We start from the raw sequence: 15810 nt of genomic DNA, 5'->3' as shown, positions 1-15810 counted from the left end.
CCCCTCAACTTTCGCAATTGCCGTAGTCCACGCGCGATAGACGATTCGGGTCGCGCCTGGGTGATGCCGACAGATATGACTGACCCGCCAAACTGGCCCGGCCAGCCGGCTATGTCCCGTTACAAATCTTTAAGATCACGGCAATTTTTCGTTCGGACGCGGCCGGCGAGACCGGTCTAGCGCGCCGGCTCGATCACGTTGCAATTGCTCCGCCCCGACATCAGGCAGTCCTGCAGCTTGCTGGCGGCTGTGAGGTCACGGGCGAGCCACAGCCCGACACCGAGGATGACAGCGGCAATGATCAGCCCAGCGATCGCCCCGCGGCGGCTGTCGCCGGATTGGGGTTTTGGCGACGAGTTGGGCTTCTTCCCGGTGGGGTCGGGCTTGGACTCAGGCTTGGACATGGCTCGTCGGATTTGGGGACCTTGTCGTTCGGTGAGGCCCTTTATCACCTCTGCGACGTCGCGTCACATCCCGCTCAGCGCCTCGCCGCTCAGCCCCTGGTCGGTCTCAGCGCCTCCTTGGGCGAGGTCTCGACCGCCGGGGTCGCCTGCTGCGCGCGCGGCGCGCAGCTCGTCAGGATGAACGCGGTCTGGGTGCATTCCCATGCGGCCCCCAGAACGGTGCTCTCGATGGGTTGCGGGCGGCCGGCCAACAGCACCGCGCCTACGACCACCGCTGCCGCGACTGTGATTGCAAGGGCTTTCAGGCTCAGCCGGAAATAGATCATGCCCGTGCTCCGTCTCGTATGGGGCGGACGCTAGGCGCCGCCGCAAGGTGCCCCTTATGAGGGACATCACAATTCGGCAGTTTTTCCGGGCTACGAAGGATCGACTGGATAAGTGATTTTCGTTGACCTGATCGGCTGCGATTATGGGTGGCGTTGCGGCGCGCGTGGTTGTACACGCATCTGCGTCGCGTGGTGCCTGCTATGCCCAGCCGACGTACCAACAGTCACCGATGTAGGATTGAAAGCGAGGAAGGCAAGGCCCGTGAGTGGATTTAGGGAACCCGGGTTTTCAGACCGGCAAAAGGCGGCGCAGGAAGCGCGCAAAAATCTTTTGAACAAGTTCAAGTCGCAGCCCGGGCCGGATGATCCCGCTGTCTTGGCGAAGCGTGCCGAGCGCGAGGCGCTCGCAGCCAAGCGCGCAGAGGCAAAGGCCACGCGCGAGGCTGAAAAGGCCGAGCAGAAGCGTCGCGAGGAAGAGGCCACAGCACTGGAAGCTGCCCGGATCGCCCGCGAAGCGGAAGAAGCGGCAGCAAAGGCGGCCGAACTCGAGGCCGAGCAAAAGGCCAAGCGTGACGCCCGTTACGCCGCCCGCAAAGCCAAGCGGAAGTAACGTTCGCCAGTCACGTTCAATTGAATTTGAACTGAGACATCACTTTGGGGCGGTCCGCGCGACCGCCCTCGAATTTTTGCGGGCGTCTGCCCTTCGCAGACGCCGCGACGACGGCGGAAGATCAGTTCTTCTTCATCATGCCGTCGTCTTTCTTCATGCCATCCTTCGACATCGTGTCCTTCTTCATGCCGTCGTCCTTGGACATGGTGTCCTTCTTCATGCCGTCCTTGGACATCGTGTCCTTTTTCATCATGCCGTCGTCCTTGCCCATCTTGTCCTGGGCGAAAGCGGCCGGCGACAGCGCCAGGCCAAGCGAGAGAGCGGCAGCCGAGACGCCGAGCACGATGCGGGTACGAATGGTCATGAGAAATAATCCCTTCGAGATGGTGTTTGTCAGCGACTTGTGCCGCTACACAATCTCGACGGATCGACGCGCATGCTTGTTACGCGACGTTGCGAATTTTTCTCATGCCGTCTGGCGGCCCCGCGAGATCGTCACCTGAGGCACGGCGTTAACGATGGGAACCGTGAGGCCCGGCGTGTGCAGCGCAGCAAGGCTAAGGCTTGCCGCGGCATTCGGTCTCGAACTATCAGATGAGAGAAGTTCGGGTACAAGACCGGCTAGGATGGGCCTTCGCGCCGGTCTCATGACCCCGCCCAGATCACGTCAAACAAGAACCGTCCAAAGAACCGCCAAGGGGATTCTCCATGTTCACGCGTCGAAATCTGCTTGCGACCGCCGTCGCCGCACCCGCCATTCTCCGCTTCGGCATTGGCACCGCGCATGCCGCGACCACGCTGAAGATCTCGCATCAATTCCCCGGCGGCACCATCGACAAGGGCGATTTCCGCGACCGGCTCTGCCGCATGTTCGCCGCCGAAGTCACCAAGCGCAGCAACGGCGACATCGCGGCCGAGATCTATCCGAACTCCTCGCTGATCAAGACCAACGCGCAATTCTCCGCGATGCGCAAAGGCGCGCTCGACATCTCGCTGTATCCGATGCCGTATGCCGGCGGCGAATTGCCCGAGACCAATATCGGCCTGATGCCCGGTCTCGTCACCACCTACGACCAGGGCATGCGCTGGAAGAAGGAGCCGGTCGGCAGGGCGCTGACCGACTTCCTCGCCGACAAGGGCATCATTCTTCTGAGCTGGGTCTGGCAGGCCGGCGGCGTCGCCAGCCGCTCCAAGGCGATAGTGTCGCCCGAAGATGCCAAGGGCATGAAGGTGCGCGGCGGCTCGCGCGAGATGGACATGGTGTTGCAAACCGCCGGCGCCTCGGTGCTGTCGGTGCCCTCGAACGAACTCTACGCGGCGATGCAGACCGGCGCCTGCGATGCCGGCATCACCTCCTCCACCAGCCTGATCTCGTTCCGGCTCGAAGAGGTCGCGAAATCGCTGACCTCGGGCGCGGGCGCGTCCTACTGGTTCATGCTCGAGCCGCTGATGATGTCGAAGGCGATCTTCGACAAGCTGCCGAAGAACCAGCAGGACATCCTGCTCACCGTCGGCGAAGAGCTCGAAGCCTTCGGCCGCAAGGGCGCGCAGGATGACGACGTCGAGGTCGCCAAGGTCTACGAGAAGGCCGGCGCAAAGGTCTCGGTGCTCGATGCCGCGACGGTCGGCAAGTGGCGCGACATCGCCCGCGACACCGCGTGGAAAGACTACGGCGCCAAGACCGCGACCGCGGCCAGCCTGCTCAAGCTCGCCTCCGACGTCGCTGCATGAGCCACGGTCCGCTGAGGGATCGTGACGACACGGCGAATGTTGCCGCAAGGACCGGCCTTGCGGCAGCACTCGATCGCGGCCTCGCCATCCTCAATCGCATCATCGTCGTGTTCGCGGCACTGGCGCTGGTCGCAGCCTGCGCCATCCTGAGTTATAGCGTGCTGAGCCGCGCGCTGTTCAAGGCCGCCAATTACTGGCAGGACGAGGCCGCCGTGTTCCTGCTGGTCGGCGCCACCTTCATGACGGCGGCCTATGTGCAGCAGAACCGCGGCCACATCGGCATCGAGGCCTTCGTTGGCCTGCTGTCGCCGCTCGCGAACAGGATCCGGCTCTGGATCGTCGATGCCGTGACGTTCCTGTTCTGCACCTTCTTCGCCTGGAAGTCATGGACGCTGGCCCATGAGGCTTACGTCGACGGTCAGGTCTCGAACTCGATGTGGTCGCCGCCGCTCGCGATTCCCTATTCATTGATGGCGCTTGGCATGAGCCTGCTTTGCGTCCAGATCCTCGTGCAGCTGGCGCTGCCGTTCGCGGGAGCCAAGCGTCCATGAGCGTTTTCGGTATCGGTATCGCTTACGGGGTCGCGACGCTGCTCGTGATGTTTTCGGGCATGCCCATTGCTTTTGCCCTTGGCGCCGTCGCGGTCGTGTTCATGGGCATCTACATGCCCGCGGCATCGCTCGATACCGTGACGCAGAATGTCTACGAGGAGATGGCCTCGATCACGCTGCTGTCGATCCCGCTCTTCATCCTGAAGGGCGCGGCGATCGGAAAATCGCGCGCCGGCCAGGATCTCTATTCTGCGCTGCACGCCTGGCTGCATCGCGTGCCCGGCGGCCTTGGCGTTGCCAACGTCTTCGCCTGCGCGCTGTTTGCAGCGATGGCGGGCTCCTCACCCGCGACCTGCTCGGCGATCGGCTCGGCCGGCATCCCCGAGATGCGCAAGCGCGGCTATTCCGGCGGCTTCGCCGCCGGCATCATCGCCGCCGGCGGCACGCTCGGCATCCTGTTGCCGCCCTCGATCACCATGATCCTCTTTGCCGTCGCGGCCGAGAAATCGCTAGGACGGCTGTTTCTCGCCGGAATCGGCCCCGGCCTGCTGTTGGTCTCGCTGTTCGGCGGCTATGCCGTGATCCGTTTCCGCCAGGAATATGCGGCGGCCGAGGCGGCCTACAAGAACGGCGGCCCGGAAGCTGCGATTCTCGCCCGCGACGAATATACGCTCGCCGAGCGCTTCAGCGTGCTGCCGCGGGTGCTCCCCTTCGTCCTGCTGCTCACCGGCGTCATGGCCGCGCTCTATGGCGGCTATGCCACGCCGTCGGAAACGGCCGGCCTCGGCGGCCTGCTGGCGCTGGCGCTGATCGCCGCGATCTACGGCGTCTGGCGCCCCGAAGATCTCGGCCCGATCATGAAGTCGACAATCCGGGAATCGACTATGCTGATGATGATCATCGGCATGTCGCTGCTCTATTCCTATGTGATGAGCTATCTCCACATCTCGCAATCGGCGGCAGAATCCGTCGTCGCGATGCACCTGCCGCGCTGGGGGCTGCTGTTTGCGATCCTCGTCATGGTGGTCGTGCTCGGCTTCTTCCTGCCGCCGGTCTCGATTATTCTGATGACCGCGCCGATCATCCTGCCGCCGCTGCGTGCGGCCAATTTCGACATCATCTGGTTCGGCGTGGTCATGACCATCGTGATGGAGATGGGTCTGATCCATCCACCCGTCGGCCTCAACATCTTCGTCATCCGCAACGTCGCGCCGGACATTTCGCTGAGCGAAGTGATCTGGGGCACGCTGCCCTTCGTGCTGCTGATGATGGGCGCCGTGCTGCTGCTGTGCCTCGTGCCGGAGATCTCGACCTGGCTGCCGGATCTGGTGATGGGGCCGGACGGGAGCAGGTAGCGGCAGGCACAGCTGCCGTAGGGTGGGCAAAGCGCAGCGTGCCCACCATTTGTGAATGCGATCGCGGACTGATGGTGGGCACGGCGCTGCGCGCCTTTGCCCACCCTACGAGACCTACGAACTGGCCCGCTTCTTCTTCGCATTCAGCGCTGTCGCGACGCGGCTCACCGGCGATTTGCCTAGTACTCCGCTCATCGCATTCGTCGCCGCCAGCAGCTTCTCCATATCCACCCCCGTCCTGATCCCCATGCCCTCCAGCATGTAGACGACATCCTCGGTCGCAACGTTGCCCGTGGCGCCAGGCGCGTAGGGGCAACCGCCGAGGCCGCCCGCGGCGGCATCGATGACGCGGACGCCCTCCTCCAGGCCGGCATAGAGATTGGCCAGCGCCTGGCCATAGGTATCGTGAAAATGCATCGCGAGGTTTGCTGCGGGAATATTGGCAGCCACCGCGCGCAGCATCTCCTTGGCCTTTTCAGGCGTGCCGACGCCGATGGTGTCGCCGAGCGAGATTTCGTAGCAGCCGAGCTCCCACAGCTTGCCCGCGAGATCGGCAACCGCCTTCGGCTTGATCCCGCCGTCGAAGGGACAGCCGAGCACGCAGGAGATATAGCCGCGCACCTTCACGCCATCGGCCCTGGCGCGCGCCAGCACCGGCTTGAAGCGCTCGATGGACTCCGCGACCGTGCAGTTGATGTTGGCGCGCGAAAAGCCCTCGGAGGCCGCCGCAAACACGGAGACTACCTTTGCGCCGGCAGCGCGCGCGGCGTCATAGCCCTTCTCGTTCGGCACCAGCACGTGGAATTCGGCGCCGGTCACGTGCGCAACGCCGCGCAGCACGGCATCCGAGCTTGCCATTTGCGGGATCGCCTTCGGCGAGACAAAGGCGCCGACTTCGACGGTGGTGAGACCGGCGGCGACCAGCGCCTCGACGAAGGCGATGCGGACTTCGACGCTGACGGGCGTCTTCTCGTTCTGGAGGCCATCGCGCGGCCCCATCTCGATGATGCGGACGGGATCGCTCATGTCACTCCCCGGAAGCCTCGACCACGGCGAGCTCGACGCCTTCCTGGACGATATCGCCGACCTTGCATTTGATCGACTTCAGCACGCCGGCATAGGGCGCGCGCAGCGTCTGCTCCATTTTCATGACCTCCAGTGTCAGGATCGGCGCGCCCTTCTCGAGCTTCGCCCCCTCCTCGGCCAGCACGGCAACGACCGTGCCCGGCAACGGGGCTGCGATCTTGTCCGCGCCGGCCTGCTCCTCGGTCTCGCCGCCGAACGGATCGACCCAATGCAGGTCGAAGCGGCCGTTGCGCGTGCGCAGGTACAGCTCGTGGCCGTCGATCACGGCCGCGACGGAGGATTTCACACCGTCGAGCGTCAGATCGAAGCCGCCATCCTTCCGCGCAACCGTGAACGCCAGCTCGCGCTCGCCGATCACCAGCGTTGACGGTCCGCTTCCGTAATTCAACGTCACTTTCAGCTCAGGCCCGTGGCCGACGCGGAAGGCAAAGCTGCGCTGGCGACGGCCGACGGGCATCCAGCCAAAGGTCTGCCAAGGAGAATTCAAAGGCGAATACGCCTCCCCTTGCGCGGCCTGCCGCTCGTCATTGACGATTGCGGCGACTGCAGCACACAGCTCCAACTCACCGGGCGCCGGCGCCCCCGAGGTCAGGGCTGCCAGCTCGCGCTCGATGAAGCCGGTGTCGATCGCATTCGCCCGCACCTTCGGGTGCGTGATCAGCGCCGACAGGAACGGAATGTTGGTGACGATGCCACGGACGTCCGAATCTTCCAGCCCACGGTTGAGCCGGTCGATCGCGACATCGCGCGTCGGCGCCCAGGCGATCATTTTGGCAAGCATGGCGTCATAGTACGGCGAGACCGTATCGCCCTCGCGATAGCCAGCGTCGATGCGCAAGCCTCCGGTCTCTGCGGGCAAGCGCCAGGTCGAGATCTTGCCGACCGAGGGCATGAAGTTCCTGGTCGGATTTTCCGCGTAAACGCGGGCCTCGACGGCGTGGCCGTTGAGCTTGATCTCGTCCTGCTTGAGCGGGAGTGCCTCGCCGAAGGCGACGCGCAATTGCCACTCCACGAGGTCAATCCCCGTAATCAGCTCGGTCACGGGGTGCTCGACCTGGAGACGCGTGTTCATCTCGATGAAGAAGACGTCCTTGCCGTCGGAGACGAACTCGATGGTGCCGGCGCCGACATAGTTCACCGCGCCCGCCGCCTTGCGGGCAGCCGCGCAAACGGTCTCGCGCTGGGCGGCATTGAGGGTCGGCGACGGCGCCTCCTCGATCACCTTCTGGTGCCGGCGCTGCAAGGTGCATTCGCGTTCGAACAGCGACAGCAGATTGCCGTGGCTGTCGCCGATGATCTGCACCTCGATATGCCTGGGATTGTCGACATATTTTTCGATCAGCATGCGATCGTCGCCGAACGCCGCCTTGGCCTCGCGCTTGGCGCTGACGATCGCCGGCGCAAGCTCGGCCGCCGAGCGGACGATGCGCATGCCGCGGCCGCCGCCGCCGGCCGAGGCCTTTACCAGGATGGGGAAGCCGATCTTGTCCGCGGCCTTCGACAGCGTCGCATCGTCCTGGGCTTCGCCGTGATAGCCGGGCACCAGCGGCACGCCCGCCTTCTCCATCAGCGCCTTCGAGCCGGACTTCGAACCCATCGCGGTCATCATCTCGGCGGTCGGGCCGACAAAGACGAGGCCGGCATCGAGGCAGGCCTGTGCGAATTCGGCGTTCTCGGACAGGAAGCCGTAGCCGGGATGGACGGCCTCTGCCCCGGTCTTGCGCGCGGCCTCGATCAGCCGCTCGACATTGAGATAGCTGTCGCGGGCCCGTGCGGGCCCGAGCAGCACGGCCTCGTCGGCGAGCGCGACATGCATCGCGCCGCGGTCGGCCTCGGAATAGACCGCAACCGTGCGCAAGCCCATGGCGCGCGCAGTGCGGATGACGCGGCAGGCGATCTCGCCGCGGTTGGCGATCAGGAGCGTGCGAAAACGGCGGTAGAGCTTTGAGCGGTCCATCGCATCACATCCTGAACAGGCCGAATTTCGTAGGTTCAATCGGCGCATTCGACGCCGCCGAGAGGCCGAGGCCGAGCACCAGCCGCGTGTCGGCCGGGTCGATCACGCCGTCGTCCCAAAGACGCGCGGTCGCGTAATATGGATGCCCCTGGCTCTCATATTGCGCGCGGATCGGCTCGCGGAATTTGTCTTCCGCTTCCTTCGACCAGCTATCGCCCTTGGCCTCGATGTTGTCGCGCCGGACCTGGCTCAGCACCATCGAGGCCTGCTCGCCGCCCATCACCGAGATGCGCGCATTCGGCCACATCCAGAGGAAGCGCGGCGCGTAGGCACGGCCGCACATGCCGTAATTGCCGGCGCCGTAGGAGCCGCCGATGACGACGGTGAATTTCGGCACCGAGGCGGTCGCCACAGCCGTCACGAGTTTCGCGCCATCGCGCGCGATGCCGCCGGCCTCATATTTCTTGCCGACCATGAAGCCGGTGATGTTCTGCAGGAACACCAGCGGAATGCCGCGCTGGCAGCACAGCTCGATGAAATGAGCGCCCTTCAACGAACTCTCGCTGAAGAGAATGCCGTTGTTGGCGATGATGCCAACGGGATAGCCCCAGATGTGCGCGAAGCCGCACACCAGCGTCGTACCGTAAAGTTTCTTGAACTCGTCGAATTCGGACCCATCAACCACGCGCGCGATGATGTCGCGTACGTCGAACGGCTTGCGGCCGTCGACCGGCACCACGCCGTAGATCTCCTCCGCCGCGAACAGCGGATCGCGCGGCGGATGCATGTTGAGGTTAGGCCGCGCTGATGGCTTCAGCGTGCCGACGATGCGCCGAGCGATGCCGATCGCGTGCGCATCGTTCTGAGCGTAGTGATCGGTCACGCCGGACTGCCGCGAATGCACATCGGCGCCGCCGAGTTCTTCCGCAGTCACGACCTCGCCAGTCGCGGCCTTCACCAGCGGCGGGCCGCCGAGGAAGATGGTGCCTTGATTGCGCACGATGATGCTCTCGTCCGACATCGCCGGCACATAGGCGCCGCCGGCGGTGCAGGAACCCATCACGATCGCGATCTGCGGGATGCCAGCTGAGGACATCTGCGCCTGGTTGTAGAAGATGCGGCCGAAATGCCGTTCGTCCGGAAAGATCTCGTCCTGCAGCGGCAGGAAGGCGCCGCCGGAATCGACCATGTAGACGCAGGGCAGATTGTTCTGCCGCGCGATGTCCTGCGCCCGCAGATGCTTCTTCACGGTCATCGGATAATAGGTGCCGCCCTTGATGGTGGCATCGTTGGCGACGATCACGCATTCGCGGCCCGAGATGCGTCCGACGCCGGTGACGATGCTCGCCGAATGCACGTCGCCGCCATAGAGGCCGTGGGCCGCGAGCGGCGACAGCTCCAGAAACGAGGTCCCGGGATCGACCAGAAGATCGACGCGCTCGCGCGCCAGCATCTTGCCGCGCGACGTGTGGCGATCGCGCGACGCCTCGCCGCCGCCGCCGGCAACCTGGCTGAGCTTTTCGCGCAAATCGGCGACGAGGGCGCGCATGGCGTCGGAGTTGCGCGCAAAATCGGATGAAGACGGATCGATGCTGGAATGGAGCGGCATGTGGTCCCGCGTTTCCTATGACGTGGTTGCGTGGAGGGTTTAAGCGGTTTCCGCCATCAGCTCACGGCCGATCAGCATGCGGCGCACTTCGGACGTGCCCGCGCCGATCTCGTACAGCTTGGCGTCGCGCCAGAGCCGGCCGACCGGAAACTCGGATGTGTAGCCGACGCCGCCCAGCGCCTGGATCGCCTCGCCCGCCATCCACGTCGCCTTCTCCGCGGAATAGAGGATCGCGGCGGCTGCGTCCTTGCGCAGGGTGCGCGCGTGATTGGCACGGTCGCAGGCCTTTCCGACGGCGTAAACATAGGCGCGCGTGGCCTGCCAGGTCGAATACATGTCGGCGAGCTTGCCCTGCATCAGCTGGAAGTCGCCGATCGGCTGGCCGAACTGTTTTCGCTCGTGCATGTAGGGCACCACCGCGTCCATGCAGGCCGCCATGATCCCGAGCGGGCCGCCGGAGAGCACCGCACGCTCATAGTCGAGGCCTGACATCAGCACCTTGACGCCCTCGCCCACGCCGGCGAGCACGTTCTCCTCAGGCACCTCGCAGTCGTCGAAGAACAGCGGATAGGTGTTGGAGCCGCGCATGCCGAGCTTGTCGAGATGCTGACCGTGGGTGAAACCCTTGAAGCCTTTCTCGATCAGGAAGGCGGTCATGCCGCGCGGGCCGGCGTCGGGATCGGTCTTGGCGTAGACGACGAGTACGTCGGCATCGCCGCCGCTGGTGATCCACATCTTAGAGCCGTTGAGGACGTAGCGGTCGCCGCGCTTGTCGGCTCGCAGCTTCATCGAGACCACGTCCGATCCGGCACCGGACTCGGACATCGCGAGCGCGCCGACATGCTCGCCCGAGATCAACTTCGGCAGATAGCGCTGCCGCTGCGCGTCGTTGCCGTTGCGGCGGATCTGGTTGACGCAGAGGTTGGAGTGCGCGCCGTAGGACAGCCCCACTGCGGCCGAGCCGCGCGAAATCTCTTCCATGGCGACGATATGGGCCAGATAGCCCATGTTGGAGCCGCCATATTGCTCCGGCGCCGTCATGCCGAGCAGGCCGAGGTCGCCAAAACGCTTCCAGAGATCGGCCGGGAACAGATTTGCTTTTTCGACCTCGGCGGCGCGCGGGGCGACCTCTGCTTCCACAAAGGCGCGCACGGTGTCGCGCAGCATGCCGATGTCTTCGCCCAGATCGAAGTCGATGCTCGGGATGTTCAAGGCGATTCCTCCAAAATTCTTATCGGCCCGAACCTACCCTCGCCCGGGCGCCGTGGCGGTCGAAAAGGTTGCATTTTCCGCCAAGTTTGGCGAGGATTTTCCAAAGGACTCCCGATGCCCTTCCAGGCCGCGACTGCGACGCCCCGCCGCGCCATGACCCCCGCCGCCTTCGTCCGCGGCGTGGTCGCGGCCTATGCCCGCTATGGGCGGGATCCGACCGAGGCCCTGAGCAAGGGGCAGGTCCTGTCCGACCTCGTCGGATCGACCGACGGGCGGGTCACCGCGGCGCAATTCGAGGCGCTGGCGGGCCACGCCATGCGCGAGCTCGACGACGAGGCGCTCGGCTGGTTCTCGCGAAGACTTCCTTTCGGCACTTACGGCATGCTGTGCCGTGCCTCGATCACCGCGCCCAATCTCGAGGTCGCGCTAAAACGCTGGTGCCGGCATCACCGCCTGCTCACCGAAGACGTGCTGTTCGAGCTCGCGGTCAGCGGCGAGACTGCGACCATTTCCCTTCGCGAGCAGCGCGATCTCGGACCCTTGCGCGAATTCTGCCTCGTCACCCTGCTCCGCTATGTGCTCGGCTTCTCCTGCTGGGCGGTGGATTCCGCGATCGCGCTACGTGCGGCGGAGTTTCCCTATTCCGAGCCCGGACACGTCTCGGTCTATCCGACCATCTTCTGCAAGCAATTCCGCTTCGACGCAGACGGTGCCCGCATCGTCTTCGACAAGCATTATCTCTCGCTGCCGCTGACCCGCAGCGCCGCCGACCTCGACAGCATGCTCAAGGGTGCGCTGCGGCTGACCGTGCTGCCCTATCGCCGTGATCGCTTGCTGGTCGAGCGTGTCCGGCGCCTGCTGCGCGAGGCTCGCGGACGCATTCTGGGGGCGGAGGACGTCGCAAGCGAGCTCGCGCTCTCCACCCGCACCATGCACCGCCGCCTGCGGGAGGAAGCCACCTCACTGCGCGATCTCAAGGAAGAAACAAAACTCGAGCTTGCCAAGCAGGAGCTGATGCGCGGCCGCACCCCGATCAAGCGGATCGCGGAGATCGCCGGCTTCCGCAACGAAAAGAGTTTTTCACGGGCTTTTCGCAGCTGGACCGGCGCCTCGCCGCGCGAGTTTCGCGGCAGGTATCGCTGAAGGGCATAGTCGCCGTCCTATCCTGCCGGCACCGCAGCCGCGATCTCCTGCACCGGCAGCGGCAGCGGCACGTCCTTCGCGACGCCCAGCACCGGAAAGCTGCGTACGTTCTTCACGTTCGGCATGGCGGCAAAATGCAGCAGTTGCCGGCGCATGCTCTCGACGCTCGGCGCGACGCATTTGAGGAGATAGTCCGTGTCGCCCGAAATGCGCCAGCACTGCTGGATGCGCGGGATCGCAGCGATCGATCCCTCGAACGCCTCCAGCACCGGCTGGGCCTGGCTGCCGAGCTGGATCGAGACGAACGAGACCACCTCATAGCCGAGCAATCGCTCGTCGATGACGGCACGCACCGCGCGGATCACGCCGCGGCTGAACAGCGATTTGAGCCGCCGCAGGCAGTTCGGCGCAGACACGCCGACGCGCAGCGCCAGCTCGTTATTGCGAACCCGCCCGTCCTGCTGCAGCTCGGATAAGATCTTCAGATCGACGCCGTCGAGCTGGTCACGCCCGGCCATCCCCCACCTCGTCATGGTCCCCTCACGCGGACCAGCGAAGCATGCGGCGGAATGGGTGCCAAGGGGCTACCAGCGGGGACGGACGACGTTAAGCCTCAGTGCGTCCAGGGCTCGCCGCGACGGAAGGAGAAATTGTCGGCGTAGGCGACCTGGCGGTGCAGCGATTCCTTGGGCTCGATCACCTGGTAGGCGATGCCCTTGCGCTCGCAATAGGCGATCGCCTCGTCCTTGGTGTGGAAGCGCAGCGTGATCTGCTGCTTCATGTCGCCGGACGAGGTCCAGCCCATCAGCGGCTCGACCGCACGCGGCTGCTCCGGCTCGTAATCGAGCTGCCATTCCTTGGTCTTGGACCGGCCGGATTGCATCGCGTTCTTGGCGGGCTTGAAAATGCGTGCGGTCATTGGCGGTCCGGCCTCTTGGTCTTTTCGTTCGATTTTAATGCGTCACGGTAGCGATTGGTGGAAACCGCGGGCATAGTATAGAGACACCTTTCGGGAACTGATCGGTGATTCCGGGCCCCCGGTCCCTCACCGACGGGTATAGTCATTATGGTGCACTGTGACAATTGCGTACCCGCCGTCCGCCCGGGAATCCCGCCCGGCGGCCAAATCTTGCCAACATCTGCCTCGCCGACATCAGCGTATCCGTCCCCTTCGAGAGCTCCCGTCGCATGGCCTTCCTGAATATCAACGCCACGCTCCCCGAGAAGGGCCGCGACCTCAGGCTCGACCTGTTTCGCGGCATCGCCAACTGGGCGATCTTCCTCGACCACATCCCCGACAACGTCGTGAACTGGATCACGACCCGCAATTACGGCTTTTCCGACGCCGCCGACCTGTTCGTCTTCATCTCCGGCTATACGGCCTCGTTCGTCTATGCCCGCATGATGCTGGAGCGCGGCTTCATCGTCGGCGCCACCCGCCTCACCAAGCGGGTCTGGCAGCTCTATGTCGCCCACATCATCCTGTTCGTGATCTACATCGCCTCGATCAGCTATCTGGCGCTGCGCTTCGGCGATTCCGAGATGATCAACGAGTTCAACGTCGCCGGCCTCGTCGACAACGCCACCGAGACGCTGCGCCAGGGCCTGTTCCTGCGCTTCAAGCCGCTCAATCTCGACGTGCTGCCGCTCTACATCGTGCTGATGGGCCTGTTTCCGCCGGTGCTGTGGTTCATGCTGCGCAAGCCCGACCTGACGATGGTGCTCTCCATCATCCTGTGGCTGACCGCGCGTCATTTCAGCCTGAACCTGAACGCCTATCCGGCCGGCCAGTGGTATTTCAACCCGTATTGCTGGCAGGTGCTGTTCGTGTTCGGCGCCTGGTGCGCGATGGGCGGCGCGCGCCGCTCGGGCAAGCTGATCAACTCGCCGATCACGATATGGTTCTGCTTCGCTTATCTGGCGTTCGCGCTGGTCATGACCATGGCCGGCCGCTTCCCGACCCTCGGCGGCATGTTCCCGGAATGGCTGTTCTCGACGTTCAATCCGAACGACAAGACCAATCTCGCGCCCTACCGCTTCCTCCACTTCGTCGTGATCGTGATCCTGGTGATCCGCTTCGTGCCCAAGGAGTGGCCGGGCCTGGAGTGGAAGATCTTCGATCCGATAATCGTCTGCGGTCAGCAATCGCTTGCCGTGTTCTGCGTCGGCGTGTTCCTGTCCTTCGTCGGCCATTTCGAGCTGTCGATGAGCTCGGGCTCGCTGTTCGCGCAGCTGTTCGTCTCCATCGCGGGCATCGCGATCATGACGACGGTCGCCTATTACATCTCGTGGTCGAAGCGGCAGGACAAGCCGCTGAAGCCGCCGCCGGCGAAGCCCGCGGCAGCCCCGGCAGCCAAGGCTGCTTGAAAAAGGCCGCCTGAGACGCGCGGCGGCGGAAGCCTCAGGCCACCGCCTCGCCGTCGTATTCGGTGAACTTCTTGTAGATCCAGTCACGCCCGTCGTGACGGCGCCAGACCTTGCCGTAGACGAGCTGCCCGTTGATTGAGCGGCGCGGCACGATCACGGTCCAGAGGTGCCAGATCTCGGTCCAGTTCGACCGTTGGCGAAGTGTTTTGGAGGTGAGATCGAAAGTCATGGCGGACAACTCGCGCGAAACGAAACGCCGCGACGAATGTGATCTCGTGTGAGCCGCTGATGGCGGCGGCGTCGCGTGCCGGGACCGGTTTGATACCAGTCGTCAAAACCGCCGCAACGACGGCTCGTGCTTAACCTAACCGATCAACCTTACTTGCCGAGGTACCACCACCTTGCCGGTTGAAACGCCTGCCTATCTTTTTTAAGATGCATGCGCGATTTGAGAATGAGTGCGCCGTTTCCGAAGCGCTCGCCTGGATGATTTCAAGCTCGGACTGAATTTTTCAAACGACTGACTGCAGGTCGATGATCATGAATTTGCAATTTGCGCATTTGCATCTGGCGATGGTTTCATCGCCAGCGACACCCGTTGCCACGCCGCCCCACGACAGATCGACGAGGGCTGCGAACGACAATTATCCGGTCTGGCCGCTGATCCCGTTTCCGGCCGGCTGGTACGCCTCCGGCTGAACCCTCAAAAGCGCAACGCCGCGCAAGCGGAATATCATCGCTTGGCGGCGTCCGTTTAGACATTGGGCGCTGAAATCCCCAACACTGTTATGTCGGTAGCGCGGGCCAAAGGTTCGATGAAGCTTTGGTAATTCTGCGTTCGCTAACCTGTTTTAACTCCAGAAAAAATCGCGCAGAGATGGCGGCCTGCGAACAACGAACGCCAAGCGTTCGGCGTCGTGTTTGACCGTGCCTTTGCCCCCCGCGGTCGATCGCGGCTCAGACCCCGCTGCTCGCAGCCGAGGCGCTGTTGGCGCTGGAGCTCAGCGCGCCCTGCGAATTGTAGGTCTGTCCCGGCTGGTTGCCCTGGCTGGCCTGCGAGCTGGCTGGGGTTGTTTCCACCTCGGTCGTGCCGTCGGAATAGGTGATCGTCGTCGTCGTCATCCCGTTCACGGTGGTCGAGACCTCGCTGACGACCGTCTTGGAGGAGCCGCCGCTGCCGCCCGATCCGGAGCTTCCGCCCGCCGATTGCGCGGACGATGTCGCTGACGTCGACGAGGCCGCTGCTGTCGACGACGTCGCAGACGTCGATGATGTTGCCGACGTCGACGAAGCCGCCGACGACGAATTCGCTGATGTTGACGGCGTTGCCGTCACCGCCGCGGAAGATGAAGCAATCGCACTGATCGACATGAGAACCTCGCCTGAAGGAAGCTGAGTGCGGCGCCGCTTGAGCGCCTGCTCTCCCCTTCAACGCGGCGGGCGCCAAATTCAGGCGTCA

The 15810-nt window shown here is 64.2% G+C and carries 19 protein-coding genes; 8 read left to right on the top strand and 11 right to left on the bottom strand.

The features are described from left to right. Positions 1 to 176: 176 nt before the first annotated feature. Positions 177 to 404 carry a hypothetical protein gene (locus V1280_RS05585; RefSeq protein WP_334520141.1) on the bottom strand — a complete coding sequence of 76 codons (228 nt, stop codon included), beginning with the start codon at positions 402 to 404 and terminating at the stop codon, positions 177 to 179. Between the two features lie 89 nt (positions 405 to 493). Continuing rightward, on the bottom strand, positions 494 to 730 hold the full coding sequence (locus tag V1280_RS05580) for a hypothetical protein (protein WP_334520138.1): 237 nt from the start codon (positions 728 to 730) through the stop codon (positions 494 to 496). 262 nt (positions 731 to 992) lie between these two features. Between V1280_RS05580 and V1280_RS05575 the strand changes: the two genes are divergently transcribed. Then, complete coding sequence (locus V1280_RS05575) at positions 993 to 1340, top strand: DUF6481 family protein (protein WP_334538183.1); 348 nt, start codon at positions 993 to 995, stop codon at positions 1338 to 1340. A gap of 121 nt (positions 1341 to 1461) precedes the next feature. On the opposite strand, the gene V1280_RS05570 is transcribed toward V1280_RS05575, so the two are convergent. Continuing rightward, a complete protein-coding gene (locus V1280_RS05570) occupies positions 1462 to 1704 on the bottom strand; it encodes a pentapeptide MXKDX repeat protein (RefSeq protein WP_045007240.1) in 243 nt (80 codons plus the stop codon). A gap of 344 nt (positions 1705 to 2048) precedes the next feature. Here V1280_RS05570 and V1280_RS05565 point away from each other — a divergent pair, with 344 nt between their 5' ends. Genes V1280_RS05565 through V1280_RS05555 form a run of 3 tightly spaced genes read left to right on the top strand, consistent with a single transcriptional unit; the run spans position 2049 to position 4977 of the window. Beyond that, positions 2049 to 3071, top strand: coding sequence for a TRAP transporter substrate-binding protein (locus V1280_RS05565; RefSeq protein ID WP_334520129.1), 1023 nt, complete (start codon positions 2049 to 2051; stop codon positions 3069 to 3071). Beyond that, the gene (locus tag V1280_RS05560) at positions 3068 to 3622 is read left to right on the top strand and encodes a TRAP transporter small permease (protein ID WP_334520125.1); all 555 of its coding nucleotides are present in this window, start codon (positions 3068 to 3070) and stop codon (positions 3620 to 3622) included. Before V1280_RS05565 ends, V1280_RS05560 begins: the two co-directional genes overlap by 4 nt. Continuing rightward, complete coding sequence (locus tag V1280_RS05555; RefSeq protein ID WP_334520122.1) at positions 3619 to 4977, top strand: TRAP transporter large permease; 1359 nt, start codon at positions 3619 to 3621, stop codon at positions 4975 to 4977. The genes V1280_RS05560 and V1280_RS05555 overlap by 4 nt, the downstream gene beginning before the upstream one ends. Before the next feature lie 114 nt (positions 4978 to 5091). On the opposite strand, the gene V1280_RS05550 is transcribed toward V1280_RS05555, so the two are convergent. Genes V1280_RS05550 through V1280_RS05535 form a run of 4 tightly spaced genes read right to left on the bottom strand, consistent with a single transcriptional unit; the run spans position 5092 to position 10796 of the window. Continuing rightward, entirely contained in the window at positions 5092 to 6003 is a 912-nt protein-coding gene (locus tag V1280_RS05550; RefSeq protein ID WP_334520119.1) for a hydroxymethylglutaryl-CoA lyase, read from the bottom strand. A gap of 1 nt (position 6004) precedes the next feature. Continuing rightward, positions 6005 to 8020, bottom strand: coding sequence for an acetyl/propionyl/methylcrotonyl-CoA carboxylase subunit alpha (locus V1280_RS05545; protein ID WP_334520117.1), 2016 nt, complete (start codon positions 8018 to 8020; stop codon positions 6005 to 6007). Between the two features lie 4 nt (positions 8021 to 8024). Continuing rightward, positions 8025 to 9629, bottom strand: coding sequence for a carboxyl transferase domain-containing protein (locus V1280_RS05540; protein WP_334520114.1), 1605 nt, complete (start codon positions 9627 to 9629; stop codon positions 8025 to 8027). Positions 9630 to 9668: 39 nt separating this feature from the next. Continuing rightward, the gene (locus V1280_RS05535) at positions 9669 to 10796 is read right to left on the bottom strand and encodes an isovaleryl-CoA dehydrogenase (protein WP_442895219.1); all 1128 of its coding nucleotides are present in this window, start codon (positions 10794 to 10796) and stop codon (positions 9669 to 9671) included. A gap of 159 nt (positions 10797 to 10955) precedes the next feature. Between V1280_RS05535 and V1280_RS05530 the strand changes: the two genes are divergently transcribed. Beyond that, complete coding sequence (locus V1280_RS05530; RefSeq protein ID WP_334520108.1) at positions 10956 to 11984, top strand: AraC family transcriptional regulator; 1029 nt, start codon at positions 10956 to 10958, stop codon at positions 11982 to 11984. Between the two features lie 17 nt (positions 11985 to 12001). On the opposite strand, the gene V1280_RS05525 is transcribed toward V1280_RS05530, so the two are convergent. Both V1280_RS05525 and V1280_RS05520 read right to left on the bottom strand, forming a co-directional pair. After that, entirely contained in the window at positions 12002 to 12502 is a 501-nt protein-coding gene (locus V1280_RS05525; RefSeq protein ID WP_334520105.1) for an Lrp/AsnC family transcriptional regulator, read from the bottom strand. A gap of 95 nt (positions 12503 to 12597) precedes the next feature. Continuing rightward, the gene (locus V1280_RS05520) at positions 12598 to 12903 is read right to left on the bottom strand and encodes an ETC complex I subunit (protein WP_194462258.1); all 306 of its coding nucleotides are present in this window, start codon (positions 12901 to 12903) and stop codon (positions 12598 to 12600) included. Positions 12904 to 13172: 269 nt separating this feature from the next. Here V1280_RS05520 and V1280_RS05515 point away from each other — a divergent pair, with 269 nt between their 5' ends. Next, on the top strand, positions 13173 to 14351 hold the full coding sequence (locus tag V1280_RS05515) for an OpgC domain-containing protein (RefSeq protein ID WP_334520098.1): 1179 nt from the start codon (positions 13173 to 13175) through the stop codon (positions 14349 to 14351). Between the two features lie 34 nt (positions 14352 to 14385). Here V1280_RS05515 and V1280_RS05510 read toward each other — a convergent pair whose 3' ends face one another. Then, complete coding sequence (locus V1280_RS05510) at positions 14386 to 14580, bottom strand: hypothetical protein (RefSeq protein ID WP_334520096.1); 195 nt, start codon at positions 14578 to 14580, stop codon at positions 14386 to 14388. A gap of 311 nt (positions 14581 to 14891) precedes the next feature. Here V1280_RS05510 and V1280_RS05505 point away from each other — a divergent pair, with 311 nt between their 5' ends. Further along, entirely contained in the window at positions 14892 to 15050 is a 159-nt protein-coding gene (locus V1280_RS05505; RefSeq protein WP_334520094.1) for a hypothetical protein, read from the top strand. A gap of 258 nt (positions 15051 to 15308) precedes the next feature. On the opposite strand, the gene V1280_RS05500 is transcribed toward V1280_RS05505, so the two are convergent. Then, on the bottom strand, positions 15309 to 15473 hold the full coding sequence (locus V1280_RS05500; protein ID WP_334520091.1) for a hypothetical protein: 165 nt from the start codon (positions 15471 to 15473) through the stop codon (positions 15309 to 15311). Here V1280_RS05500 and V1280_RS05495 point away from each other — a divergent pair. Next, a complete protein-coding gene (locus tag V1280_RS05495) occupies positions 15454 to 15747 on the top strand; it encodes a hypothetical protein (protein WP_334520088.1) in 294 nt (97 codons plus the stop codon). The two genes, V1280_RS05500 and V1280_RS05495, sit on opposite strands and share 20 nt — an antisense overlap. Positions 15748 to 15810: the final 63 nt, after the last annotated feature.

It is taken from the genome of Bradyrhizobium sp. AZCC 2230 (genome assembly GCF_036924495.1).
GTDB lineage: Bacteria > Pseudomonadota > Alphaproteobacteria > Rhizobiales > Xanthobacteraceae > Bradyrhizobium > Bradyrhizobium rifense.
Note: the sequence above shows the minus strand (reverse complement) of the source record. Positions and strands in the feature narration are given on the sequence as shown.